The following is a 24,729-nucleotide window of genomic DNA, read 5'->3' as shown; positions in this document are numbered from 1 at the left end:
CGGGCATTCGCATGGGATGGGTGGCGGCGCCGCCCACCACTCGAGGGCCACGACATGGGCCGGACGCCTGGAGTATTCCCTGCTCTACTTCACGCTCGCCCTACATATCGCACAGGTCGGACCACCTCAGTGGCCTACCCCTGGTCCGCGCACGTTCCGCGACGAGGTCCGGTCCTCCGGTTGCACGTCACCGTCTTCGTCGACGACACAGGGCATCCGCAGCCGGTCTGCACTCCGCTCGAAGATCGCCCCACCGCGCACCTGAACCGACTGGTCGCAGTCCACTCACTTTCGTGTCGCTACTCACATTCGACACTTGACATGTCACCAGACACGTCGAATACTCGACATTGACGTAAGGAGTGTTCGAGGATGACCTCACCCCCCGTCGCATTCCCCCAGGACGAAGGAGCACAGCGGCAATGGCATATGTAATCGGAGTGGACGTCGGTGGCACGTTCACAGACGCGGTATTGGACGACAGTGCCGGCACTGTTCTCGCCGCCAAGGCTCCCTCGACCCCGCCCGACTACTCCCTCGGCGTCATCGATGTTCTCGAGGCACTCGCCGAACAACTGGGATGCCCGGTCGAAGAGATGCTGGCCGACACGCACCACATCGCGCACGGCACCACCTCGTCACTCAATGCCCTCGTCATGGGCAACGTGCCCCCAGTCGGCTTCCTCACCACAAAGGGGCACCGCGACTCGATCTACATCATGAACGTGGAGGGCCGGTATCTGGGAAGCTCACCGGAGCAGCTGCAAAATGTCATGGGGCAGAGAAAATCTCACGGTCTCATCCCGAAGAAGCACGCCCTGGAGGTGACCGAACGACTCGACCGTGACGGCAATGTCGTCGTCGTCCTCGACGAGGAGTCTGCCCGAGAGTCCATCCGTGTGCTCCTCGCCGAGGGAGTGTCGGGGATCGCGGTCTCACTGTTGTGGTCGTTCCGCAATCCCGCGCACGAACAGCGCATTCGCGAACTCGTCCACGAGATCGACCCGACGATGTTCGTCTCCCTGTCGAGCGAGGTGAGCCCCCGGATCCGCGAGTTCGCCCGCAACGCGACCACCATCATGAGCACCCAGATCGGCCCCGGGCTCCGGGACTACCTCGGCGAACTGGAATCGAAGCTGCGCGAGCGAAACCTCGCCGGACCGCTGCTGGTGATGCAAAGCAACGGCGGAGCGGTCGCCGCCGCGGAGGCACCGAAGAACGCGATCAGCACCGTCGGATCGGTGCTGACCGGTGGCGTGGTCGGGGCGGTATCCCTCGGCGGGCAACTCGGCCATCGCAATATCATCGCGACCGACGTCGGCGGCACCACCTTCCTCGTCGGCCTCGTCGTCGACGGCGAACCCGTCCGCTCCTCCAGCACGATCATCAACCACCATCCGATCAACGTGCCCACCCTCGAGGTACACGCCATCGGATCCGGGGGCGGCGCCATCGCCTGGATCGACGCCGGCGGCAACCTACAAATCGGCCCCCACAGCGCCCAGGCCGTCCCCGGGCCCGCCTGCTACGGCCAGGGCGGCACCGAACCCACCAACGCCGACGCCAACCTGGTGCTCGGGATCCTGCCCGAACGGGGCCTGCTCGGCGGCCGCAAGCCGCTCGACAAGAACCTCGCGCGGGAGGCGATCCGCGCCCGAATCGCCGAACCCCTCGGAATGTCGATCGAGGACGCTGCCGCAGCCATCTACGCAGTCCAGAACGCCCAGACCGGCGACCTGTTGCGCAAGACCGTCGTCGAGGCCGGACATGACCCGCGTGACTTCGTCCTCTACGCCTTCGGCGGGTCCGGCCCCGCCCACTGCGCGGCCTACGCCGCCGAGGTCGGCGTCCGGGAGGTCATCGTCCCGCTCGGCCAGGTCGCCTCCGCGTTCTCGGCATACGGTCTCGCCTCGTCCAACATCGTCCTCGCCGCCGAATTGTCCGACCCGGCGGCCATGCCCCTCGATCCCACCCGCGCCGATCGAAACTTCACCCAGTTGGAGAACCAGGTGCTCGAACAACTGAACCGGCAGGGTTTGACCTTCACGCGCGTCGAGATCGAGCGTGAGATCGACATGCGCTACAGCATGCAGCTCGCCGAGGTCGCCACCCCGATTCCGGCCGGAAATCTCGACGCAGAGGAGATCGCGCGGGCGTCGGATCTGTTCGAGCAGCGGTACGCCGAACTCTATGGAGAGGACAGCGGATTCCGGGAGGCCGGCATCCAAGCGATCACCTACCGGGTGCGCGCCACCGGCATCCTGCCGTTCTCCCCCACCCTGCCGGAACTGAAGTCCGCGGACTCCGCTGATGCCTCCGCCGCGAGGATCAGCACCCGCAAGGTCTGCCTCGACGGCAAGCTCGGCTACGTCGACACCGACGTCTACGACTACAGCAAGCTACTCGCCGGACACGTCCTGCCCGGCCCGGCCATCGTCGAGGTCCCCACGACCACCGTCGTCGTCCCCCACGGCACCACCGGCACCGTCGACCGCCTCGGCAATCTCACCATCGTCGCCCAGTAGGAGCACCACTCATGACCGCACAGATTCCCGGCTCCGAAGTCTTCTCGAGCCGACCGATCGACCCCGACGCCCTCTCGCGATCACTTCCCCCGGCACTGGAAGTCCATACCGTCACCCAAGAGCAGATCGACGACCTCGACCCGTTGACCTACGAGGTCATCCGGCACCGGCTGTGGTCGGTCACCGACGAGATGGGTGAGGCACTCAAGCGGATGTCCGGTTCCCCCATCGTCACCGACGCCAATGACTTCGACTTCGCCATCAGTGACGAAATCGGCCAGGAAGTGCAGGTCGGCCTGTACAACACCATGCTCGTCGGTGCCGTCGACCTCGCCATCTACTGGACCCTCCAGCACCGCTCGACCAACCCGGGTATCACCGAGGGCGACATGTTCCTGTGCAACGACCCCTGGGTCGGCGGTGGACTGCACCAGAGCGACGTGATGGTCTACCAGCCAATCTTCCACGAGGGCAAGCTGTTCGGGTGGACCAGCGCCATCTGTCACGAACCCGACCTGGGCGGATCCGGGCTCGGCTCGTTCGACCCCTCCGCCCAGGACGTGTTCTCCGAGTCCCTGCCCACCCCACCGATCAAGGTCGTCCGCGACTACGAACTCCAGCGCGACGTCGCCGACGCCTGGGTGCGGCGCTCGCGAGTGCCGATGCTCGTCGGACTCGATCTGCGCGCGAAGATCGGCGCCAACACCGTGGGCCGCAACCGACTGCTCGCGGTGATCGAGCAGTACGGTGCCGACACCGTCAAGGCCGTGATGAAGCGGATGATGGCCGACGCCGAAGGGCGCCTGCGCGGCAAGCTCGCATCACTGCCGGACGGCACCTGGAAGGCCACCGGCTACCAGGACCAGTCGCAAGTCGGCGACCGCGGAATCCACAAGATCACCGTGGCCATGACCAAGACCGCCGATCACCTCACCTTCGACTTCACCGGCACCGACCCGCAGACCGGCGTCATCAACTGCACGTACGCCGGCATGCGAGGCGGTGTGATGCTCGCGATCCTGCCGATCCTCGCCGGCGACATCCCCTGGTCCGCAGGCGGATTGATGCGCTGCTTCGATCTGGTCGCCGAGGAGGGCACCATCAACAACGCGACGTTCCCGGCGGCGGTGAGCCGTGGCCCGATCGGACCGGCGTGGCTCACTGGCACCCTGATCGCCGAATGCCTGTCGCAGATGCTCGACTGGTCGGTCGATCTCGGCAAGAGCGTGCAGGCCGCGTGCTGCGGCACGTGGGATACCGCGGTGATCGCCGGACTCGACGAGCGACCCGAACAGTCGGTGCCGTTCCTCAACATCATGATGGAGCCGATGGCCGGCGGCTACGGGGCACGCCCCACCGCCGACGGCATGGACACCGGTGGCCTCTTCTGCATCCCGATGGGCCGCATCCCGGACACCGAGATGACCGAATTCCTCTACCCTCTGCTCACCCTGTGGCGCCGCGAGGAACCCGACTCCGGCGGACCCGGACGCCAGCGCGGCGGTGTCAGTGCCTCCATCGCCATCACCCCGTACGGCACCAGCCTGCCGATGGGCCTGGTGCTGGCGTCGGCGGGCAAGGCCGTCGCCCAGAACAACGGTCTCGCGGGCGGATACCCGGGCAACACCGGCGTCGAGGTCCTCGCCCGCGGCACCGACATCGTCGAACAGTTCGCAGCCGGCCGTATCCCCGACGCGCTGGACGAGCTCGGCGGTGGCCGCGAGTTGGGCGCCTGCTACGCGGAGAGCTACGTGGCACCCGGTGAGGTTCTGTACATGCACTGGCAGGGCGGCGGCGGCTACGGCGATCCGCTGCTGCGCGACCCGGCCGCCGTGGCAGCCGACTTCCGCGAAGGCAAGGTCACCGAACACGGTGCCGAGACCGTCTACGGCGTCATCCTCTCCGACGGAGACGCCGATGACATCCGGACTTCGGATCGGCGGGACGAGATGCGCTCTGAGCGCCGAGACCGCTCCGGGACCACTCGGTCCGATGCGCCCGTGCTCGACCTGGCCGGAGCTCGCAGGCTCGACGACAACCTGGCGGAGGTCACGGTCGGAGACACCCGCGCGATCGCCTGCGCCCAGTGTGGACGTCTCCTCGGAGACGACAAGAACAACACCACGCTCGATCTCGCTCGGTTCGAGGGCCCGTCGTCGACCGCCGGCCCACAGGTGACCTCCGACCCCGCCGAGTATGTCGACACCCCGGTGGTTTTCCGGCAGCTGTGCTGCCCCGGCTGCTGGACCGCCATCTACTCGGGCATCGTGCCGGCTGATCACCCCGACCACGCCCTCGACCTGGCGCGGCTTCTGCCCGCGGTGGCGGAGCGGTGATGTGCCGGACAATTGCGATCAGTACCAGAAGAGGAGGACAAAGGTGACATTCTCGGACTGGGGTGGGCGCCTCGTTCCGTTCCCCGAGGATCGCGCCCGCCGCTACCGCGACAGCGGTGAGTGGAGCACCGATCCCACCGGGCGGCGGCTATACCAGGTCGCCACCCGGTTCCCGGACCGACCGGCCGTGATCACCGCCGAAGGTCAGATGAGCTTCGCAGAACTCGATCGTCGCACGGACCAGATCGCGGCCGGGCTGATCCGGCTCGGCCTCCAGCGACTCGATCCCGTCATCTTCCAGCTCACCAACCGTCTGGAGACAGTCCTCGCGTGGTACGGCTGCATCAAGGCCGGGCTGGTCCCGGTGGCGACGCTGGCAGCGCACCGCATGCACGAGATCGGACACATCAGTCGCAAGGTCGGCGCCGTCGCGCACCTCGTCGAGGCGAATCTGCCCACCTTCGATCTCGTCGAGTTCGCCCGCGAACACGCCGACGGCCATCCCACCATGCGGCACATCATCACCGTCGGCGATGCGGAGATCAGCGACCGGGACGACGTGACTCGCCTCGAAGATCTCGGTCTCGAGATCGATCCCCACACAGCGCACGGCATCGTCGAGCAGGTCGCAACACACACCGACGCCTGCGACGTGGTTGCGTTCCAGCTCTCCGGTGGCACCACCGGAGTTCCCAAGGTCATCCCACGCATCCACGCCGAATACTGGAACAACGCGCTGCTGTATGCACAGCGACTCGGATGGGACGAGAACAGCCGGGTCGCACATCTGATCCCGATCATCCACAACGCCGGCATCTCGTGCGGGCTCCACGCCGCGCACTCGGTCGGCGCCTGCCTGGTCCTGGCCACCGCTGATGCCCCGACCGCCTTCCAGCTCATGGCGCGGACGAAAGCGACCGAGGTCCTCATCGGGCACGGCCACTACCAGGCCGTGCTGAGTCCGGACTTCGACCAGGCTGGAGCCTGGCTCGAACGCGTCATCCTCTCCGGCGCCAAGGTTCCGCACGAGCTGTTCGAGCGCGTCGACGACGGAACCGGACGCTGGGCCGGGCAGTTGTTCGGCATGGCCGAGGGCTTGTTCACGGTGACCCCACTCGACGCCCCCGCAGAAGCCCGACTGACAACAGTGGGTACCGCTATCTCGTCCGACGACGAGATACGCATCCTCGAACCCGGCACCGAGAACGAACTCGGCGACGGGGCGGTCGGAGAACTGTGCTGCCGAGGCCCCTACACGCTCCCCGGTTATTTCGACGCCCCGGACCACAACCGGGACGCCTTCACCTCCGACGGTTTCTACCGCACCGGGGACCTCGGCGCGATCACGGTGATCGACGGTGCACGTTATCTGTCGATCGAGGGTCGGATCAAGGATCTCATCAACAGGGGTGGTGAGAAGATCAACGCCGAAGAAGTCGAACTGCTTCTGCTCGAGCATCCCGATATCGCACACGCGGCGGTGGTCGCCATGCCCGACCCCAGGCTGGGAGAGAAGACCTGCGCATATCTGGTGTCGATTGACGGAGAAGCTTTGCCGCTACACGACATTCAGGAGCACTTGGCGCAGCTCGGGGTCGCCAAATTCAAGTGGCCCGAACGGCTCGAGTGGGTGACAACCTTGCCACACACGAACGTGAACAAGATCGACAAGAAACGACTGCGCGCCGAGATCGCGGCGAAGGTTGCCAACGAGGCCGACTCACGTCGCGTGGGTGCATAGATCGGTAGTTCCACCGCACCTCAACACCTTCGGGGCATGCCTGACCGGGCATGCCCCGAAGTCCGTGAACGCGGCGGCCGATTCCCTGTCCCCTCCCGGAGACAACCAAGTTGACCTTTCGACATATGCGTAGAATAATTGACATATACGTCATAGAGAGTGGAGTTCGTCATGAATCTCGAGCGAGTAGCAGTACTGGGCGGTGGACCGGGCGGCCTCTATGCCGCAAGGCTGATCAAACGCAGCCATCCGAACGCCGAGGTGACCGTCTACGAACAGAGCCCCCCGGATCAGACATTCGGTTTCGGCGTCGGCCTGGCGTCTCGCACCCAGCGGAACCTGCGGGAAGCCGACCCGGCATCGCTCGAAGCCATTGTGGCGGCCGCGCACGCCCACGAAATGTCGATGCAAGTCGGCGATCAGATCGCCCGGCTGGCACACGGTGATCTCCTCGCTATCGCACGCACCACCTTGCTCGCGGTCCTCCAGCAACAAGCCCAGAACGCCGGGGTGCAAATACATTTCGGCGAACGGCGTGAAGCGTCAGAGCTCGATGCGGACCTGATCATCGCCGCCGACGGCATCAACAGCGCAACCCGCACGCAGATGTCCGACACCTTCGGGCCCCGCATTGACACCGGCGCCGGCCTCTACCTGTGGTGTGGAACCGACTTCGCGCTCCCCAGCGCCATCTTCGTTCCGGTCACCACCGAGCACGGCACCTTCGTCGCACACGCCTACCCGTACGCCGCCGACCGCAGCACCTTCCTCATCGAAACCGACGAGGAAACATGGCGGCGGGCAGGATTCGATGTCTCCACCGACCGGACCGCCCCCACCGCCAGCGACGGGTTCGCCCTCGAGTACCTGCAGGACGCGTTCGCCGACACCCTCCAACACCACCGACTGATCGGAAACCGCACCCGGTGGACGCGCTTTCGCACCATTTCGTGCGAGCACTGGCACAGCGGCAACGTCGTACTCCTCGGCGACGCCGCCCACACCGCGCACTACTCCATCGGCTCGGGCACCAAGCTCGCCATGGAAGACGCCATCGCACTCGACCACACCCTCACCGCCTCCCTGAACATCGACGACGCGCTCGCGGACTACGAGCGGGCTCGCCGCCCCGCCGTCGAATACCTCCAGCGCATCGCGCACCGCAGCGAACTCTGGTGGGAGTCCTTCCCCCAGAGGATGGCACTTCCGGTCGAACAGCTGCTCATCGCCTACATGACCCGCGCCGGAAAGGTCAGCCTCAACCGATTCCACGACACCGCGCCCACGCTCGTGCGGAAGGGCCTGGCGAGCTACGCGGACGTGCCTGCCTACGCGATCCCCGACACGGACATCACGGACTGGACAATCGGGCAACCACTCGACCACGGTGACTGCCGATTCGAGCATCGGATCGCACCGGCGGACCTGCGCGATGCCACCACCACCACAGTGCTCGACATCGACTTCGACTCCGCGTGGGGCCCGGAGGCCACCGCACTCGTCGAGACTGCACCAACCGCGCGAACTCTGTGGCTCACCGGCCCATCCACCCGCTCATCGCTGCTCAGCAGGCTCGATTTCGCCGAACGTCTCGGTCACCACACGGACGCAGTCGTCGTCGTCGAGGCCCCCACTTCCTGCCGCGCAGATGTCGCAGCAGGTTTGGCCAGCGTACGGATGCACCTCGCGTTCTTCCGTGATCCGGCGACGTCGGACGCTGATCCGGCGCTTTCCGGGTTGCGGGTCTCGACATGAGTACGCGACCGGTGACCGGCGCCGGTTATCCTTCGGACATGACAAGCGAGGAGGCCGCGAACGAGCGCCGACCCCGAGGCCGGGGCAAATCCCGTTCCACCGATCAGGCTGCGACCGAAAGCGCGGGCATCCGCAGCAACCCTCGCCGTGAGCTGGTGGAAAAGCAGATCATCGAGCAAGCCACTCGACTGTTTGCCGAACGAGGATTCGCGAGCACCACACTGCAGGACATCGCCGACGCAACCGGCCTGACACGGCCGGCGCTCTATCACTACGTGGCCAACAAGGACGAGCTCCTCTCCCGCCTGGTCAGCGAGAGCACTGAGACACCGGCCGCATTGCTGCATACCATCAACGAGCGCACCGATCTGGGTCCGACGGAAAAGCTCCGCGAGATGGCCACCGCCATCGCACTGCATCAGGCGCAGGCCCCAGATCGATTCCAGTTGATCGTCCGATCGGAAGCCGAACTACCCGAAGACATCTCGCGCAACTACGAGCAGAGCCGTCGACACGTGCTGAAGGAATTCATCCAGGTCGTCGAAGACGGTATCCGCACCGGCGAGATGCGACCGGTCGACCCGCGAACCGCGGCCTTGGCCGTCATCGGCATGCTCAACTGGATCGCCTGGTGGCATCAGCCGGGAAACGCAGTCGACGACCGAGTCATCGCTACGCAACTTGCGGACATGGCAGTACGCTCGCTGGTCCACCAGGACCCGCAGTCGGCGACCCCGGAAGGTCCGGCGCGAGCGATCGCCATGCTCCGCCAGGACCTGAACTACCTCGAACGACTGCTCGACGAATCACGCCCCGACTGACCACGCTCGACAGCAACGTGCGCCGATCTGATGGAGGTCACCCGCGGCGCAGCGCCAGCACAGGGATCGTCCGGATGCCCGCGGTCTTCTCCGCGTACTCCGCAAAGCCGGGATACCGACGCGCCTGCTCGGCGAAGATCCGATCCCGTTCGTCACCGGTCACCTCGACGACAGTCACCGGGAACTGCTCGGTGCCCCGTTCGACCTCGGCCTTGCCTGCGGTGACGAGGTTGTAGTACCAGTCGGGATTGGTCGGGGCACCGGCCTTGGAAGCGAAGACGTAGATAGTGTCCGGACCTTGCTCATCGGGTAGATACATCATTGGGCTCACGCGATCGCGCCCAGTCTTACGGCCCCGGTGGTGAACCAGCACCACCGGGGCGCCCTCGAATGGGCCACCCACTCGGCCCTGGTGTGCCCGGAATTCGGCAATGATGTTCGCGTTCCAGTCGTCGGGAGTGCTCATCCTGGGAATTGTCCTAGCCCGGCGCGGGAACAGGCGGCATTTCCGGTCGACGTTGTCGACTCGTGTCGCACTCGTTCCCTTGCTGACCGCGATGGCGACCAGTGCGGCACCGACAGAATCAGTCCTGCTTGGGTACCCAGTGGTCGGTGACGAGGTCGTAACTCTGTTTGAGCTCCCCGTACGCCGCTCGCTGGGCCTCCTCGCCCTCGCCGTACCGCCGAACGGCCATCTCATGAGCCGTCGCGAAGGCCGCCTGCACCTCCTTCGACGATCGCCGCAGTGTCTGTGGCAGCTCGGTTCGGTTCACCGCTCCACTCCTTCTCGGTCATTGCCGTGATGTACCCCTCGATTGTCCGCCCGGGACCCCCGCGGCGGTACCGGGTTGACCGGGTTTTCCGATGTCGGCCGCCGGGCGCAGGCACGACCTACGCACGGAACCCCGCACCGGCGATCACAGGCATTCAGGTGGGTCTCCGCAGTGGCCTGCCAACGGTGTAGACCGGCGAACACCTGGCACCGGGCACCGGTATGGGTAACAATGACCTCGGAAAACACACAGCAACGCCAAAATCATTCTCGCCGAAGGGAAGTCCACACCGGAGGAGACTCGATGCCCGTTTCGCCACACACATTGTTACAGCACGTCCAGGATCGCACCACCGACCTACGCCGATGGTTGGATACCGGCGACAACACCACCGCCCTGACGGCGTATCTGCGCGACGAACCCGTCGACCACCGATGGCTCACCACCTACAAGCGACTCACGCACGACCTGCTGAGGGCGGTCGACCACGCTCGCTCGCCCAGGGCGCCGCACGAGACGCCAACCCCGGACCGTCGATGAACAACGACCAGCGCCGGGCGCTCGAACACGTACGCGACACCTGCGCCATGCTGGACAGTTTTCTGACCACCCACCCGAGCGACCGACCACGCGAACGGGTCCGATCGGCCACCTTCGAGCAGCTCACCGACGACCTCCTCGACGCCGTTACCGCAGCACAGAACGCCGGAGTACCGGAACAACGCATCTTCGACAGCATGTGACAACCATCGTCGCCGGTCGGCTGCTTTCTCCGCCGGGGCCCCGCCACTCAGCGGTTCGCGGAACCGTCTTCGCGGCGACCCGACACGGACGGCGGCATTCCGAACTCGCGGCTGAAGGCGAAAGAGAAAGCTGCCGGAGATGCGTAACCGAGGGTCGAGGCGACCCGAGTCACCGGCTGCGAGCGCAGCATCGGGATGGCGGCCAGCAACCGGGCCCGTAGGCGCCACGCCGCCGGACTGATCCCCACCTCGCCTAGGAATCGCCGGGTGAAAGCGCGTTCGCTCATCGCCACTCGGCCTGCCCACTCGGCATTCGTCACGCCGACCTCCGGCTTGCCGAGATAGGAACGGCACAACGCGACCAGGTCGGCCGACGTGGGCAGCGTCAGGTGCAGGGGCAGCGACCTGAGAGTTGCCAGCTCGAACAGCAGCAGTGCCGCGATGGCACCCTCCCGACCGTCGCGGTCGTACTCGGCGGGAGATCGGCGGCGACGAGCAGCAATTCGCGGAGCAGCGATGACACTTCGACCACGACGCACACCGTGGGCCACCACGGCACCGCAGCTGGTTCGATGTAGAGACTGCTCGTACTTACGCCGAGCATCCGCACCCGATGCCCTGTGGCGGGAGGAATCATGACACCCTGCGCGGTGGGGACCGTCCAGGTGCCGTTGTCTGTCTCGACAACCATTGTTCCTGTAGCTCCGTACAGGTATTGCGCACGACGGTGTTCGTGCCAGTCCAGCACGACGCCGGCCGGATAGTCGGTCGCGATCGGGAGCACGTCCCCGCTCGATACGGTCGACGTCGCCGAGCGGGACATTTCTCACGACACCCAACCTACCGGCTGATTCTCGAAAGAAATCGACTGATATTCGATTGTCGCCGCTGCACCGATACGGTGAACTGGACCGCTACGAACCGATCGCGACATTGGAGGCGATCGCCGCGCAGCGCACTGCCGAGGTCCGTGGCGCCGAGCCGAACGTGGAGAACCTGCTACCCCCCACCGTGGACGCCGCGGCCGGAATGGGCCTCGATGTCGTCGAGGCAACCGAGTACTACAAGACCAGTCGAGGCGAGAAGCCGAACGGCGCGACCCGAAGCCTCGTGTCCCGAAGGGCGGCGGGGTATGGATGCGACGCGTTCACCCACGCCGAGGTGCTCCTCACCCAGCCGTTGTGTGTCGTCGTCGGCGACAAGCCCGGCGCGTTCGGCTCCTACCGGGACGGCCTCGAGATCTACCGACGCGCACGTTCCGAGACGAAGCAGCTCGTGGTGGCCGAAGGCTGGTCGCACTACGACCTGTACGACAAGCCCGAACCGGTCGGGCAGGCCCTCGACGCTCTCATCCCCTTCTACAACAAGAACCTCTGACCGCAAGCAATCAGGAGAACTCAGCAATGGACACCATCACCTTCCCCAACGGCCCGATCACCATGGCCGGCAACCTGCATCTCCCCGGCGACTTCGATCCTCAGGGCAGCTACCCGGCCATCGTGACCGTGCACCCGGGCGGCGGCGTGAAGGAGCAGACCGCGGGCCTGTACGCCGCGAAGATGGCGGAGGAGGGCTTCGTCGCCCTGGCCTACGACGCCTCGTTCCAGGGCGAGAGCGGTGGCGAGCCGCACCACCTCGAGGATCCGTTCGCTCGGGTGGAGGACGTCCGTGCCGCCGTAGACTTCCTGCAGAGTCTGGACTACGTCGACGCTGAACGGATCGGCGTCCTCGGGGTCTGCGCCGGCGGCGGGTACGCGGTGAATGCGGCCCTGACCGATTACCGGATCAAGGCCGTCACCACCGTCAGTCCCGTGAACATCGGCACCTCGTTCCGACGAGGGTGGTTCGGGACCGACTCCGACGCGGCCGCGGCGCCCACACTGCAGGCGGTCGCCCAGCAGCGGACCACCGAGGCCCAAGGGGCGGACCCGGCGTACATCCCGTACGTTCCGGAGCAGCCGGACGAAAACACCCCGCGCGACCTGGTCGAGGCGCACGACTACTACCTCACGTCGCGGGCGCAGCACCCGAACGCGAAGAACAAGCAGCTGTCCGCCAAGAGTATCTCGCGGATCTTCACGTTCGACGCGTTCCATCTGGTCGAGGACCTGTTCACCGCACCGCTGCTGATCGTCGCGGGCAGCGAAGCCGGTTCACTGTGGATGTCCACCGAACTGCACGGCCGGGTCCGCAGCCCAATGAAGCTGGTGGTCGTCGAGGGGGGCGCCCACATGGACTTCTACGACGTGCCGAAGTACGTCGACCACGCCGTGGCGGAAGCTACCCCGTTTTTCCGGGAGAACCTGGCGGCTCACTGCGAAGGGAACTGACCAGCCCGATGCGGTCCTCCCGGGCCTCTGGAATCCCCAGTGGCCCGGGAGGTCTCGGCATCGCCACTCCAGCTTCCGAGTTGCCTCAATGATTCCTCTACCACGTCGCGGCCCGTCCCACGCGTCACTTCTCGATGACCGAGAACCCGGCATCGAGTCGAATCACTTTTATACATTATGTGCTATGTTGCGAACGTTGCCGCGCCTACCAGGACGTCCGGTTCCCGAAGAAACGATCGATCGCCTACTCACCATCGCGCAACGATCGGCATCGTGGTGCAATACGCAGCCATGGCAGGTCATCGTGACCAGCGGGGAGGCCACGGAACGCTTCCGCGAGGCAATGACGAACAGCGCGCGAAACAACCAGCCCAAGTTCGACTTCGATGCCCCAGCCGAGTACCGCGGCGTCTACCGTGAGCGGCGACGCGCCAGCGGTTGGCAGCTGTATCAGGCCGTCGGCGTGGAGCGCGGCGACCGCGAAGCGTCCGCCCGCCAGGCATTCGAGAACTTTCGCTTCTTCGGCGCGCCGCACGTCGCGATCATCACCACCGACGCGGTGCACGGGGCGTACGGGGCTGCCGACACCGGCCTGTACGTGGGCACGTTCCTACTCGCGGCACGGAGCCTCGGGCTCGGAGCAATCCCCCAGGCCGCGCTCGCCAGCCATTCCCCCCTCATCCGCCAGCACTTCGACATCCCGGCGGATCGAAAGATCATGGTCGGCATCTCGTTCGGCTTCGCCGACACCGACCACCCGGCCAACAACTACCGCACTGCGCGGGCACCGCTGAACGAAGTCGTGACGCGGGTCCGCGAATAAGCATCGCGGCAACAACGGAGGCGATGTCGCGCTGACCCTCCGCTTCGAATGATAGATTCTCCGCATGCGGAGTGAACGCTCCGCTTTGTTGGGAGTATTCATGAAAACCGCTTCGCTGCGGACGCACTATCAGCTGACATTTGCCGTTCTCACTATTGGTGTCGGTGCCTTTGCCCTGCTGCAGTCACTGTTGATGCCGGTGTTGCCCACCCTCGAGTCGGCGCTGGGCACCACACAGGCCGACGTCACGTGGGTGCTAACTGCCTACCTGCTGTCGGCGTCGATCTTCACCCCGGTCATGGGACGCCTCGGTGACATGCACGGCAAGAAGCGACTGTTCGTCGTTGCACTCGTCACCCTGGCGGCGGGGTCGCTGCTCGCAGCCCTCGCCACCTCGCTGCCGGTAATGATCGCCGCGCGGGTGATCCAGGGAATCGGTGGCGGTGTGCTGCCTTTGGCGTTCGGGATCATCCGCGACGAGTTCCCGCAGGAGAAGGTGGTGGGAGCGGTTGGCGTCATCGCCGCGCTCACCGCTGTCGGCGCAGGTCTCGGCATCGTCCTTGCCGGTCCTATCGTGACCGTGCTGAGTTACCACTGGCTCTTCTGGATTCCGCTGACCATGGTCGTGCTGGCGGGGTTGGCCGCGCAGATCCTGGTCCCCGAGTCTCCCGTTCGAACTGCCGGGAGGATCAACTGGCTCACCGCACTGTTGCTGTCCGGGTGGCTGGTCGCGTTGTTGCTCGGTGTCAGTCAGGCACCGACCTGGGGCTGGGGCTCTCCGATCGTCATCGGACTGCTGGTGACCGCCGCGGTCATCTTGGTGACGTGGGTAGTGGTTGAATCGCGATCCGCCAACCCGCTGATCGACATGAAGATGATGCGAATCCGCAGCGTCTGGGCCGCCAACCTGTTGGCGCTGCTGATGGGGGTCGGCATGTACGCCGCGTTCGGCTTCCTGCCGCAATTTCTGCAGACGCCCGCGTCGGCCGGATATGGCTTTGGTTCGTCGGTCACCGAGTCGGGTCTGATGCTGCTGCCCGTGAGCGTGGGAATGTTCCTGCTCGGACTCGCCTCAGGCCGCCTGGCAGCTCGACTGGGTTCGAAAAACCTGCTGATCGCAGGGTCGATCGTCAGTGCGATCGGCTACTTCGTGGTGGCTCTTCTGCATGACACCGAGATGGACATCTACATCGCCACGTCATTGGTCGGGATCGGTTTCGGCCTGGCCTTCTCGGCGATGTCGAACGTTGTCGTCGCCGCGGTGCCACCCGAACAAACCGGTGTCGCGAGCGGTATGAACGCCAACATCCGCACGATCGGGGGCTCGCTGGGCGCTGCGTGCATGGCCAGCGTCGTCACCGCCGGGGCGTCCTCCGCGGGGGTTCCGCAGGAATCCGGCTACACCAACGGCTTCGTCATGCTGGGCGTGGCAGTTGGCCTCGGCGCCGTTGCGGCCCTGTTCATCCCGGCAGTGAAGCGGGACAAGACCACGAACCTCGAAGGGTCGCCCGAGCTGCGACACCCGGAACTCGCGATGGTTGCGGGAGGCACGCTGGTGGGCGGCGAATCCGAATGACGTCCAATGTGAGCGTTCAGAGAAGCGAAAAGTCGCTGCGCCGCGACGCCGCGGAGAATCGGCAACGACTACTCGATGCGGCAGCGACCGTGTTCAGTGCGCGCGGCCTGGATGTGGGCGTCGACGAGATCGCCCGGGTCGCCGGCGTCGGCATCGGCACCCTCTACCGCCGGTTCCCCACCAAAGATGCGCTGATCAGTGAACTGGTTCGCCAGGTGCTCGAAGACTTCCTCGCCCTGGCCCGTGATGCCGCGTCCGCGCCGGAGGGCGAGGGGCTGGAGCAGGTGCTCTACGGCAGCGGAGCCATCCTGGCGTCGAACCGCGGATGCCTGTCTCGCATGTGGAACGACGATCAGACCACAGTTCTGAGGAATGAATATCGACGCATCCTGTTCGAGTTGCTGACGCAAGCCAAGCAGCACGGCCGCATCCGCGAGGACGCCACCGACGCCGACCTGGACCTGATCTTCTGGTCCCTCCGCGGCGTCGTCGCGACGACACGCGGCGTCACCGACACCGGCTGGCGCAGAATCCTCGCGGTCGTGATCGCGGGATTGCGACCCGGCGCGGAAAGACTCGATGCGGCACCGATGAACGCACAGGAAGTCGCACAAATCATGGAAAATCTGTGGCCTCGATAAGGTGCAGCGGGTCGTGGTGGTGGCCGGGTCGTCGGCGTTGTCGAGCATGGCGAGGTGTTCATGAACGAGTCGGTGCTTGCTCCGTGCCAATGTTGTTCGTTCGGTGGGCAGTAGAGGGTTTGACCGGCGTGTGCTTCGACCTTCTGTCCGCCGCGGGACTGTACCAGGCAGTGCCTTCCGTGATGTGCAGGGTCCGACCCTGGGCGTGCGAGCGCCACGCGGTGCGGGCGCCGGGCGCAAAACGCACTTTCACCACTACCATTCGCTGACCGGGGTCGCTCTCTGCACTCCTCGGGGTTCGGGGATCTCGAGGCCGAATGTCTCGCGGGTGATGTCCTCCGGTTCCGGGCCGCCGCGCACGCCGGTGTCGAGAGCGTCGATCGCGGCGAGTTGATCGGCGGTGAGCTCGAAGTCGAAGACGTCGAAGTTTTCGGTGATACGCGACGGGGTGACCGATTTCGGGATCACCTGGCGGCCCTGCTGCAGGTGCCATCTCAGCATGGTCTGCGCCGGTTCTTGCCGTGCGCCGCTGCGATGTCCCCGATGGTGGGATCGTCGAGTGTGGAGCCGTGGGAGCCGCCGCGGTAGAAGGTGATCCCACCGATCGGGGACCATGCCTGGGACAGGATCCCGTGTTCGGCGTTGGCGGTCAGCACGTCGGATTGACGGAAGTACGGGTGTACCTCGATTTGGTTGACCGCCGGCACCACTGATGCTTCGTCCCGCAGTCTCGTGAGGTGGTCGGACATGAAATTGCTGACACCGATGGCGCGGACGCGACCGTCCCCGAGCAGCGTCTCGAGCGCTGTGTAGGCCTCGCCGGTGAGGGTGAACTCGCCGGGCAGTGCCTGGTGCAGAATCAGCAGGTCGATCTGATCGATTCCGAGTTTGCGGGCACTCTTGTCGAACGCGTGCAGCGTCGCGTCGTAGCCGTAGTCGGTGATCCAGATCTTGGTCTCGACGAAGATGTCCGAGCGATCGATGCCCGAACGGCGTATGGCTTCGCCGACCTCGCGTTCGTTCTGATAAGCAGCGGCGGTGTCGATGTGCCGATATCCGGCCTCCAATGCCGCCTCGACCGCTGCAACGGTGTCATCGGGCGGCGTCTGGTACACACCGAAACCCAGTGCCGGCATCGTGATTTCGTTGTTCAAGGTCAATTGGGGAATGGTCATGTTTCAACCTTAGGTTCGGTCAGCGCGCGCTGGGAGTGCCTGTCGAACCAGGTACCGGCAGTACCTGGTTCGACCAGCGGATTTCATGCGGCGGGTCGGTGCAGAGCCGAACCCGAACTGCGGTGCCGTGCGGCGGGCACGATCACCGTGAGGACGACGACCAGCGCGACGACGAGCAGTACGGTGCCGCCGGTGAGCGCGGTGCCGACGTGGTCGGTCACCGCCGCCGGTCCGTCGAGGTTGCTGCCTGTGTTTGCCGAGAGTGCGACGAGGACGCCCAACCCGAGTGCCATTCCGAGTTGATGGGCTGTGTTGACCAGTCCGGATGCCGCGCCGGCGTCCGCCGAATCGACACCGGCGATTCCTGCGTTCGTCAGCGGCCCGAACGCCAGGCCCTGCCCGGCGCCCACCAGGATCATCGGGAGTGCAACGTCCACGAGATACGTATCGAGTGGGTCGATGCGACTCAGCCATGCCATGCCGGCCAGAGTCAGCGCCGTCCCGGTAGCGAGGAGAGTCTCGTTCGACAGCCGGGCGCTCAGCCGGGGAACCATGAGCGCGACGACGAAGTTGACGAGGGTCATCGGCAGGAAGCCGAGTCCAGCTTGCAGTGGGGAGAAGCCGAACCCGTCCTGGAGCAGTTGGGTGGTGAAGTAAAAGAACCCGATCATCGCCCCGAGGTACAGCAGCCGAGCGGTATAGGCGCCGCTGCGTTCGCGACTGCGGAACAACCGCAGCGGCAGGATCGGCTGCTGCACCCGGCCCTCGTGAACGACCAACCCGATCAGCAGGACGGCCCCGAGTGCCAGAGCGATCTGTACCCGTGCCGATCCCCAACCGGTCTCGGCGGATTCGATGATCCCGAAGATCACGGCACCCATGCCGAGTGTCGCACCGACAGCACCGATTACGTCGAACCGTCCGGTTCGACGTGGGGTTTCCACGAGCACTGTGCGGGACCAGGCGATCAAAGCTACCGCGATCGGGACGTTGACCAGGAACGCCGCTCGCCAGGATATCCACTCGGTGAGCGCACCTCCGACCAGAAGGCCGAGGCTGGCGCCGATTCCGGCCGTTGCGGCGTACCAGGCAATGGCCTTGTTTCGGGCCTCGCCGTCGAAGTAGGTCGTGATCAACGCCAACGAGGTCGGTGCGACGATCGCAGCACCGATTCCCTGCACCGCGCGGGCGGCGATCATCCACCATCCCGCCGGCGCGAGCCCGATGAGCAAGGACGCGGTACCGAAAATCGCGAGACCGATCCTGAACAGTCGGCGCCGCCCCACGATGTCCCCCGCGCGGGAGGCCAACAGGAGCAGGCCACCGAAGACCAGAGTGTAAGCGTCCTGAACCCACGACAGCGCCGCCGGTGACAGTCCGAGCCCGGATCGGATGCTCGGCAACCCGGTGAAAATCACCGAGTTGTCCAGCAGCACCATGAAATAGCTCGCCAGGATGATTCCCAGAATCGCGGTCGGGGTGGCCGTGGCGCGACCGGAAACGGCAGTGGTCACGGCCGGACCGCGACCTTGAGCGCGTCGCGGGCATCCATCGCGGCGTTGCCCTCCGGCGTCTGACCGAGGCCGACGGTCCGGTCGAACACCCTCCCCGGCTGGACGGTGCCGTCCAGGACTGCCGGAAGCAGCTGCTCGATGTAGGCGCGCACCGGCGCCGGACCACCGGTCAGGGTGATGTTCGGCCCGAACAGGCTCCCGAACCCGACGGGCGCGTCCTCGTACTGGGGCACACCCACGCGACTGATCACTCCGCCCGCGCGGACTACGCCAACGGCCTGATCGTAAACGGGCCGGTGACCGACCGCCTCGAGGACGACCGTGCTGCCCAGTCCGCCGGTCAGCTCACGAACCTTCGCGATCCCCTCCTCGCCACGCTCGGCAACTACCTCGGTCGCACCGAACTCGCGACCGAGGTCGGTCCGCACCTGGTGCCGCCCCATCAACACGATCTGCTCGGCGCCGAGCCGACGAGCCGACAGCACCGCCAACAATCCCACCGCCCCGTCACCGATCACCATCACGACACTGCCCTCTCCGACGCCGCCGCGAACCGCAGCATGCCAGCCGGTGCCGTACACATCCGACAACGTCAGCAAGGAGTCGAGCAGCGCATCGTCGGCATCCTCGCCCACCGGCACCTTCACCAGCGTGCCGTCGGCCAGCGGCACCCGGACCGCCTCGGCCTGACCACCCGCCGTGCCCAACGAGGTGTCATTCCAGAACCCGCCGCGCACACACGAGGTTTGCAGACCCGCGGCGCAGAACACGCACGTGCCACACGACACCGCGAACGGTGCGATGACGAAGTCACCGACCCGCAACGTCCTCACATCCGAACCGATCGCTTCGACGACACCGATGAACTCGTGGCCCATCGATCTGCCGTCGGGATCGACGTCCATGGAGTGATAGGGATGCAGGTCGCTGCCACATACGCAGGCCCGCACGATCCGTACCAGAGCGTCGGTGGACGACTGGATGGTGTGATCAGGAACATCGATGACGCGGACATCGCCCGCGCCGAACATGTACGTCGCTTTCATGCCATCCAGTTGACCCCCATTCCGGCCGCCCGAGGAGTCACGGACGTTCCGGGTACTGCCAGTACCTCCCACATCCGGCGGCCACTGCCTACCGTGGACTCATGAGTTCGATCGACCTGCGCACCGAAATCCGCGAGTTCCTCAACACCCGGCGCGCACGCATCACCCCGGAGCAGAGCGGACTACCCGTGTACGGCGGCAACCGCCGTGTCAAAGGCCTGCGCCGCGAAGAGGTCGCCATGCTCGCCGGTGTCTCGGTCGACTACTACGTCCGCATGGAACGCGGCAACCTCGCCGGCGCCTCCGACAGCGTCCTCGACGCGCTGGTCGTCGCCCTGCAACTCGACGACGCCGAACGCGACCACCTCTTCGCCCTCGCCCGCCAATCGCAAGCAAGCACCACCCGCCGCCCCCGCACCCCGGCGGTTACCGTCCGCCCGGCAATCCAGCAAGTACTCGACGCCATCACCGACGCGCCGGCCTGGATCCGCAACGGCCGCCACGACATCATCGCCATGAACGACCTCGCCCGCGCCCTCTACTCCCCCGTGCTCGCCGCCCCTCGCCGCCCCGCCAACACCACGCGCTTCGTCTACCTCCACCCCCAGGCGGCCGAAGAATTCTTCGTCGACTACGACACCATTGCCAGGGACGCCGCCGCCATGCTCCGACTCGAAGCAGGCCGCAACCCCCACGACAAAGCACTCATCGCACTGGTCGGGGAACTGTCCACCCAAAGCGAACTCTTCCGCCAGCGCTGGGCATCACAAGACGTCCGCTTCCACCGCAGCGGGCGGAAACGCCTGCGCCACCCCGCCGTCGGACACCTCGACCTCGACTTCGAAGCACTCGAGCTGCCCTCCGAACCCGGCCTACAACTGAACATCTACACCGCAGCCGCCGGCACACCCACCGCCGATGCCCTCAAACTCCTCGCATCCTGGGCCGCCAGCCAGGAACAACTCGGCACCGAACACACCGCTCCCAGCAGACTACATTGATCGCTGCGCACAGCGGATCGGAATGCCGCCCCCTTGCGACAACTGCAGGGGCACACAGGATCATGTCACATTCAGGAGAGTCCGAGTTGGAGGCCGGCGTGCCGGTTGGTGTCTTTGTAGAGCAGATAGCGGAAACGACTCGGCCCGCCCGCGTAGCACGCCTGGGGGCAGAAGGCACGCAACCACAGGAAGTCGCCCGCTTGTACTTCGACCCAATCCTTGTTGAGCAGATACACCGCCTTGCCCTCGAGTATGTACAGACCGTGTTCCATGACGTGCGTCTCGGGGAACGGGATCGCACCTCCAGGTTCGAAAGACACTATGTTGACGTGCATGTCGTGGCGGATGTCGGTCGGATCGACGAACCGCTGGGTCTTCCATGCCCCATTCGTGTCGGGCATCTCGACGCCGTCGACATCTTGCTCCCGGGTCACGAAAGACTCGGGCACCTCGATGCCGTCGACCTGCTGATAGGTCTTGCGGATCCAGTGGAACGTCGCGGTGGCCGGACCGTGGTTGTGCAAGGTCCACCGGGCGCCGGGAGCGAGGTAGGCGTAGCCCCCCGCATCCAGCACATGCTCGACCCCGTCGAGTGTGAGGGTCAGCGCACCGTCGACAACGAACACGACCGCCTCGGCGCCCGGATCGGCATCGGGACGATCACTGCCGCCACCAGACGACACCTCGACGATGTACTGCGAGAAGGTCTCCGCGAATCCGGACAACGGCCGCGCCAGCACCCACGCCCTGGTCCCATTCCAGTGCGGCAGCAGACTGGCGGTGATGTCGCTCATCGTGCGACGCGGCAGGACCGCGTAGGACTCCGTGAAGACCGCGCGGTCGGTGGTCAGGTCGGTTTGCGGCGGCAGGCCGCCTCGCGGAACGTAGTAGTTCATGCTTTCCTAATCGGGTTGTCGGGACAGTGGCGTGCCACCGGTGGTGTCGATCTTCCGCCTGTGGGTCTCACACGAGAATATTCGTGGGGAGGGTTCCGGCTGCACCCGAGTCCGGGCGTCAGTGCGCAAAAACCCACAGTCCACTGAGGCTCAGCACGACGATGCTCACGGCCAGGACAGCTCCGGCGCCGAGTGCCGGTGTTGCGGACCCTGTCGCACATCGCGTCATTCGGTGGGACCGTGACCGATGCTCGTGAACCGTGACTCCGGAAACGAGTGCGCCCACGATCACCGGTCCGACCAGCGCTATGGAGTTGCTGGGCGGAAGCCAACGCAGGCAGGCCACTACCAATCCGAGTATCGACACACTCGTCCGCGCGAAGGACAGCGAGGTGCGCTCGGGCTGAAGCCCGGCGTCGGTCGACTGAGCCGCGACCATTCAGAACCTCAGAACTTCGACAACCAAGACGGATGCGCAGACGACGAGCACCACACCGACGACCGGTGCCATTACCGGAACCGGCAGCGTGCGGCCCGTCCGCAGTGCTCGCTCGGCACTGATCCACTGGACGAAAGACGCGACCGCGACGACGGCACCCGAAATGAGGAGCAGTGCGGCCAGCCCCGTACGAACGGCAGGCGGGAGCAGACTGCCACCGAAGGCCTCGACCCCGAGCCCGGAGGCGACGAATGCCGTGGCCGTGCGCATCCAGGCCAGGTAGGTGCGTTCGTTCGCGAGCGTGAAGCGTGGGTCGGGGTCCTTTCCGGAACGAAACCGTGTCCAGTTCGGCATCAGGTGCCAGGTCCTTTCCGAGTGCGGTGTCTGTTCATTTCCCCTTCGGCCTGTTCCGTCAGGGCGGCGTCGAGAAGCGACGCACCTGCTTCCTCCAGTTCGGCGATCCGGGCGTTGCGCCGTGCCAGGTCCGCGTGGCTCTGGACGGCGAAGCTCCGTGCGGCGGGGGTCAGGGCCCCGGGGCGGTGCACGATGCCGAACGGCGTCCGGATCTCCGGATCGGTTTCGACGACGACCGCGCCCAATCGGTGAGCGGCCGTCGCCATCCGCAGCGGCAGCAATGCGCTGACGGCCCCGTTGAGGACCAGCGTCATCTGCGCGTGCCGGTTCGGCATCTGCGCCCGGACCAGTGGAATCACCGACTCTCGTCGCAGCATCGAGGCGACGATGTCGTTCTCGCGTAGCGCCGAGTTACTCACCACGAGCGGCACACCCTCGAGCCGCCGCAGCTCGAACGGGGCGTCCGGGGTGGCGGTCCCGGGCGGCATCACGAGCAACAGCCTCTGGTCCCCCAGTTCCACTCGCTCGAGGTTCTCCGTCGGAACGGGAAAGGTGGTGAAGCCGAGCTCGCAGTGCCCGGCAAGCACCTCGTCGCAGAGTTCCCTGGCGCCGGGGAACTCCAACAGCTCGATCCGGATCTCGGGGTAGAGACTCGTGAACGAGGCACTCCACGCGGCGACCGCCTCGCTGGACATCTCCGGCATCGTGCCGATCGTGACAGACCCGACCTGCATTTCACGAGCCCCGCGCATGATGTCCTGCGCAGCGACGAGGTCGCCGAGCACTTTGCGGGCAGGCTCCACCAGCAGCTGGCCCGCGGGGTTGAGCACGAGATTTCGGCCGGTCCGGTGAAACAGGCTCAGCTTCAGCTCACGTTCGAGCTGACGGATGCCCTGTGAGAGCGATGCCTGCGCGACGTGCAGGTGTTGAGCCGCCCGGTTCACACCCTGGTGCTCGACAACGGCTAGGAAGTACTCGAGTTGTCGGATGTCCATGGCCTCATACTTCCCTCCGCCCCGGCGGACCGGCACTCCTTCCGTGTCAGGCGCGGTAGGAGTCGGGCAGTGTCCCGTCGACGCCGACTTGTCTGATCATGGCCTTGGCGAGGTTCCGCTCGTGGATCGGCGAGGATCCCTCGTAGATGCGGAGCGCACGAACGTCACGCCACATCCGCGGCACGGGGTGTGAACCGACGATGCCCTCACCGCCCAGAAGCTGAACGCAACGGTCGGCGACCCGGCTCGCCATCTCGGAGCTGTACAGCTTGGCGGCGGCGATGCGGTGGCGTGGGATGTCGCCCTCGTCGAAGGCTCGCGCACTCTCCACTGTCAGTGCACGTCCGGCCTCGAGTTCGGCGAAGCCGGCTCCGAGCGTCGCCTGAACCGCGCCGAGATCCGCCAGCGGAGCACCGAACTGTCTGCGGCCGTTGACATGTGAAGTCGTCTCTTCCAACATGCGAGTCGCCTGACCGACACAGGTCGCGGCGACATGCAGACGCGCATGATTGATGCCGCGCAGTGCCATCGTCAGCCCCGCGCCTTCGATGCCCCCGAGAAGGTTCGCAACAGGCACCTCGACACCGTCGAAGTAGATCTCGCCGACCGGCGCCTCGGCGTGCCCGTTCATGATCGTGGGCAGGGCCGTCCGCACGCCGGGCGAGTCGGCGTCCACGATGAGGGCTGACACCCCGCCGGCGCCCTCGTCCGATTCATCGGTCCGCGCGAAGACGATGAACGCGTCCGCCCAGGCGGCGTTCGTGATGTAGCGCTTGCATCCGTCGAGCAGGTACACGTCGCCTCGACGCACGGCGGTGGTGCGCAGGTGGGCCGCATCCGAGCCTGCCGCTTCCTCGGTGAGGGCGAATGCCGTGACCAACTCGCCTGCGGCCATGGCGGGAAGCATCCGCAGGCGCTGTTCCTCGGTGCCGTGATCGAGGATCGCCTGCGAGCACAGTCCGATCACGGTCGAGAAGCGTGAGCGGTAGACGCACGATGCACGGGTGAATTCGAAGGTGAGCCGTACCTGCTGCTCCATCGACCACTCGAGGCCGCCGTACGTGCGCGGTATGGAGATGCCGAACAGGCCGAGTGCCGCCATCCGGTCGAGGATTCGGGCGGGAACCGCACCCGCCTCGACCATCTCGTTCTCGGCTGGGACGAGTTCGTTTTCGGTGAAGTCGGCGATCACCTTCAGGTAGGTGGGGAAGTCGTAGTCCAAGACCTCTGGGTCGATCATGTAGG

At 65.8% G+C, this 24,729-nt stretch carries 22 protein-coding genes and 2 pseudogenes; 13 read left to right on the top strand and 11 right to left on the bottom strand.

Translation table 11 applies throughout. From position 1 onward, the window contains the following. Positions 1–422 precede the first annotated feature (422 nt). The 5 genes from GO592_RS11195 (at position 423) to GO592_RS11175 (ending at position 9,178) form a co-directional block, all read left to right on the top strand. Positions 423–2,525: a hydantoinase/oxoprolinase family protein gene (locus tag GO592_RS11195; RefSeq protein WP_172650956.1), complete on the top strand. Its 2,103-nt coding sequence runs from the start codon at positions 423–425 to the stop codon at positions 2,523–2,525. Positions 2,526–2,536: 11 nt separating this feature from the next. Next, positions 2,537–4,861 (top strand): hydantoinase B/oxoprolinase family protein, encoded by a 2,325-nt coding sequence (locus tag GO592_RS11190; RefSeq protein ID WP_202715124.1) that lies wholly within the window; start codon positions 2,537–2,539, stop codon positions 4,859–4,861. 43 nt (positions 4,862–4,904) lie between these two features. Further along, positions 4,905–6,602: a (2,3-dihydroxybenzoyl)adenylate synthase gene (locus tag GO592_RS11185; RefSeq protein ID WP_202715123.1), complete on the top strand. Its 1,698-nt coding sequence runs from the start codon at positions 4,905–4,907 to the stop codon at positions 6,600–6,602. Between the two features lie 171 nt (positions 6,603–6,773). Next, positions 6,774–8,357 carry an FAD-dependent monooxygenase gene (locus tag GO592_RS11180; RefSeq protein ID WP_202715122.1) on the top strand — a complete coding sequence of 528 codons (1,584 nt, stop codon included), beginning with the start codon at positions 6,774–6,776 and terminating at the stop codon, positions 8,355–8,357. Positions 8,358–8,395: 38 nt separating this feature from the next. Further along, positions 8,396–9,178 carry a TetR/AcrR family transcriptional regulator gene (locus tag GO592_RS11175; RefSeq protein ID WP_169695092.1) on the top strand — a complete coding sequence of 261 codons (783 nt, stop codon included), beginning with the start codon at positions 8,396–8,398 and terminating at the stop codon, positions 9,176–9,178. Positions 9,179–9,215: 37 nt separating this feature from the next. Here the strand turns inward: GO592_RS11175 and GO592_RS11170 are convergent, their stop codons facing one another. Together GO592_RS11170 and GO592_RS11165 are read right to left on the bottom strand one after the other, a co-directional pair. Beyond that, entirely contained in the window at positions 9,216–9,644 is a 429-nt protein-coding gene (locus GO592_RS11170; RefSeq protein WP_005569020.1) for a nitroreductase family deazaflavin-dependent oxidoreductase, read from the bottom strand. Positions 9,645–9,762: 118 nt separating this feature from the next. Next, a complete protein-coding gene (locus GO592_RS11165; RefSeq protein ID WP_202715121.1) occupies positions 9,763–9,951 on the bottom strand; it encodes a ChaB family protein in 189 nt (62 codons plus the stop codon). Positions 9,952–10,254: 303 nt separating this feature from the next. Between GO592_RS11165 and GO592_RS11160 the strand changes: the two genes are divergently transcribed. Then, positions 10,255–10,491, top strand: coding sequence for a hypothetical protein (locus GO592_RS11160; protein WP_005261916.1), 237 nt, complete (start codon positions 10,255–10,257; stop codon positions 10,489–10,491). After that, positions 10,488–10,694: a hypothetical protein gene (locus GO592_RS11155; protein WP_172650961.1), complete on the top strand. Its 207-nt coding sequence runs from the start codon at positions 10,488–10,490 to the stop codon at positions 10,692–10,694. Before GO592_RS11160 ends, GO592_RS11155 begins: the two co-directional genes overlap by 4 nt. Before the next feature lie 47 nt (positions 10,695–10,741). Here the strand turns inward: GO592_RS11155 and GO592_RS11150 are convergent. After that, positions 10,742–11,524, bottom strand: a pseudogene (locus GO592_RS11150) (AraC family transcriptional regulator). Between the two features lie 49 nt (positions 11,525–11,573). Here GO592_RS11150 and GO592_RS11145 point away from each other — a divergent pair. The 5 genes from GO592_RS11145 to GO592_RS11125 all read left to right on the top strand — a co-directional run bounded on the left by GO592_RS11145 (position 11,574) and on the right by GO592_RS11125 (position 16,064). Beyond that, complete coding sequence (locus GO592_RS11145) at positions 11,574–12,071, top strand: alpha/beta hydrolase (protein ID WP_202715120.1); 498 nt, start codon at positions 11,574–11,576, stop codon at positions 12,069–12,071. Positions 12,072–12,097: 26 nt separating this feature from the next. Continuing rightward, the gene (locus GO592_RS11140) at positions 12,098–13,024 is read left to right on the top strand and encodes an alpha/beta hydrolase (RefSeq protein ID WP_202715119.1); all 927 of its coding nucleotides are present in this window, start codon (positions 12,098–12,100) and stop codon (positions 13,022–13,024) included. A gap of 88 nt (positions 13,025–13,112) precedes the next feature. Continuing rightward, positions 13,113–13,847 carry a nitroreductase gene (locus GO592_RS11135; RefSeq protein WP_337952683.1) on the top strand — a complete coding sequence of 245 codons (735 nt, stop codon included), beginning with the start codon at positions 13,113–13,115 and terminating at the stop codon, positions 13,845–13,847. A 100-nt stretch (positions 13,848–13,947) separates the two neighbouring features. Beyond that, on the top strand, positions 13,948–15,423 hold the full coding sequence (locus GO592_RS11130; RefSeq protein ID WP_172650963.1) for an MFS transporter: 1,476 nt from the start codon (positions 13,948–13,950) through the stop codon (positions 15,421–15,423). Beyond that, the gene (locus tag GO592_RS11125) at positions 15,420–16,064 is read left to right on the top strand and encodes a TetR/AcrR family transcriptional regulator (RefSeq protein WP_172650964.1); all 645 of its coding nucleotides are present in this window, start codon (positions 15,420–15,422) and stop codon (positions 16,062–16,064) included. Before GO592_RS11130 ends, GO592_RS11125 begins: the two co-directional genes overlap by 4 nt. Before the next feature lie 255 nt (positions 16,065–16,319). Here the strand turns inward: GO592_RS11125 and GO592_RS11120 are convergent. The 3 genes and pseudogenes from GO592_RS11120 to GO592_RS11110 form a co-directional block, all read right to left on the bottom strand. Further along, positions 16,320–17,239: pseudogene (locus tag GO592_RS11120) on the bottom strand (aldo/keto reductase). Between the two features lie 83 nt (positions 17,240–17,322). Continuing rightward, positions 17,323–18,753: an MFS transporter gene (locus tag GO592_RS11115; RefSeq protein WP_172650965.1), complete on the bottom strand. Its 1,431-nt coding sequence runs from the start codon at positions 18,751–18,753 to the stop codon at positions 17,323–17,325. Continuing rightward, on the bottom strand, positions 18,750–19,799 hold the full coding sequence (locus tag GO592_RS11110; RefSeq protein ID WP_172650966.1) for an alcohol dehydrogenase catalytic domain-containing protein: 1,050 nt from the start codon (positions 19,797–19,799) through the stop codon (positions 18,750–18,752). Before GO592_RS11110 ends, GO592_RS11115 begins: the two co-directional genes overlap by 4 nt. A 101-nt stretch (positions 19,800–19,900) precedes the next feature. Between GO592_RS11110 and GO592_RS11105 the strand changes: the two genes are divergently transcribed. Further along, on the top strand, positions 19,901–20,800 hold the full coding sequence (locus GO592_RS11105) for a helix-turn-helix transcriptional regulator (RefSeq protein ID WP_172650967.1): 900 nt from the start codon (positions 19,901–19,903) through the stop codon (positions 20,798–20,800). A 71-nt stretch (positions 20,801–20,871) separates the two neighbouring features. Here the strand turns inward: GO592_RS11105 and GO592_RS11100 are convergent, their stop codons facing one another. The 5 genes from GO592_RS11100 to GO592_RS11080 all read right to left on the bottom strand — a co-directional run bounded on the left by GO592_RS11100 (position 20,872) and on the right by GO592_RS11080 (position 24,724). After that, positions 20,872–21,696 carry a bifunctional allantoicase/(S)-ureidoglycine aminohydrolase gene (locus GO592_RS11100; RefSeq protein ID WP_172650968.1) on the bottom strand — a complete coding sequence of 275 codons (825 nt, stop codon included), beginning with the start codon at positions 21,694–21,696 and terminating at the stop codon, positions 20,872–20,874. Between the two features lie 118 nt (positions 21,697–21,814). Next, entirely contained in the window at positions 21,815–22,135 is a 321-nt protein-coding gene (locus GO592_RS11095) for a DUF202 domain-containing protein (protein WP_172650969.1), read from the bottom strand. Further along, positions 22,136–22,489, bottom strand: coding sequence for a YidH family protein (locus tag GO592_RS11090; protein ID WP_172650970.1), 354 nt, complete (start codon positions 22,487–22,489; stop codon positions 22,136–22,138). It abuts the gene before it with no gap. Then, positions 22,489–23,484: a LysR family transcriptional regulator gene (locus tag GO592_RS11085; protein WP_172650971.1), complete on the bottom strand. Its 996-nt coding sequence runs from the start codon at positions 23,482–23,484 to the stop codon at positions 22,489–22,491. Before GO592_RS11085 ends, GO592_RS11090 begins: the two co-directional genes overlap by 1 nt. 46 nt (positions 23,485–23,530) lie before the next feature. Beyond that, positions 23,531–24,724: an acyl-CoA dehydrogenase family protein gene (locus tag GO592_RS11080; protein ID WP_172650972.1), complete on the bottom strand. Its 1,194-nt coding sequence runs from the start codon at positions 24,722–24,724 to the stop codon at positions 23,531–23,533. Between the last annotated feature and the right edge of the window lie 5 nt (positions 24,725–24,729).

It is taken from the genome of Rhodococcus sp. 21391 (assembly GCF_016772255.1).
GTDB classification, from domain to species: Bacteria; Actinomycetota; Actinomycetes; order Mycobacteriales; family Mycobacteriaceae; genus Rhodococcus_F; species Rhodococcus_F opacus.
The sequence above is the reverse complement of the archived record's forward strand: the minus strand, read 5'-3'. Positions and strand labels throughout refer to the sequence as shown.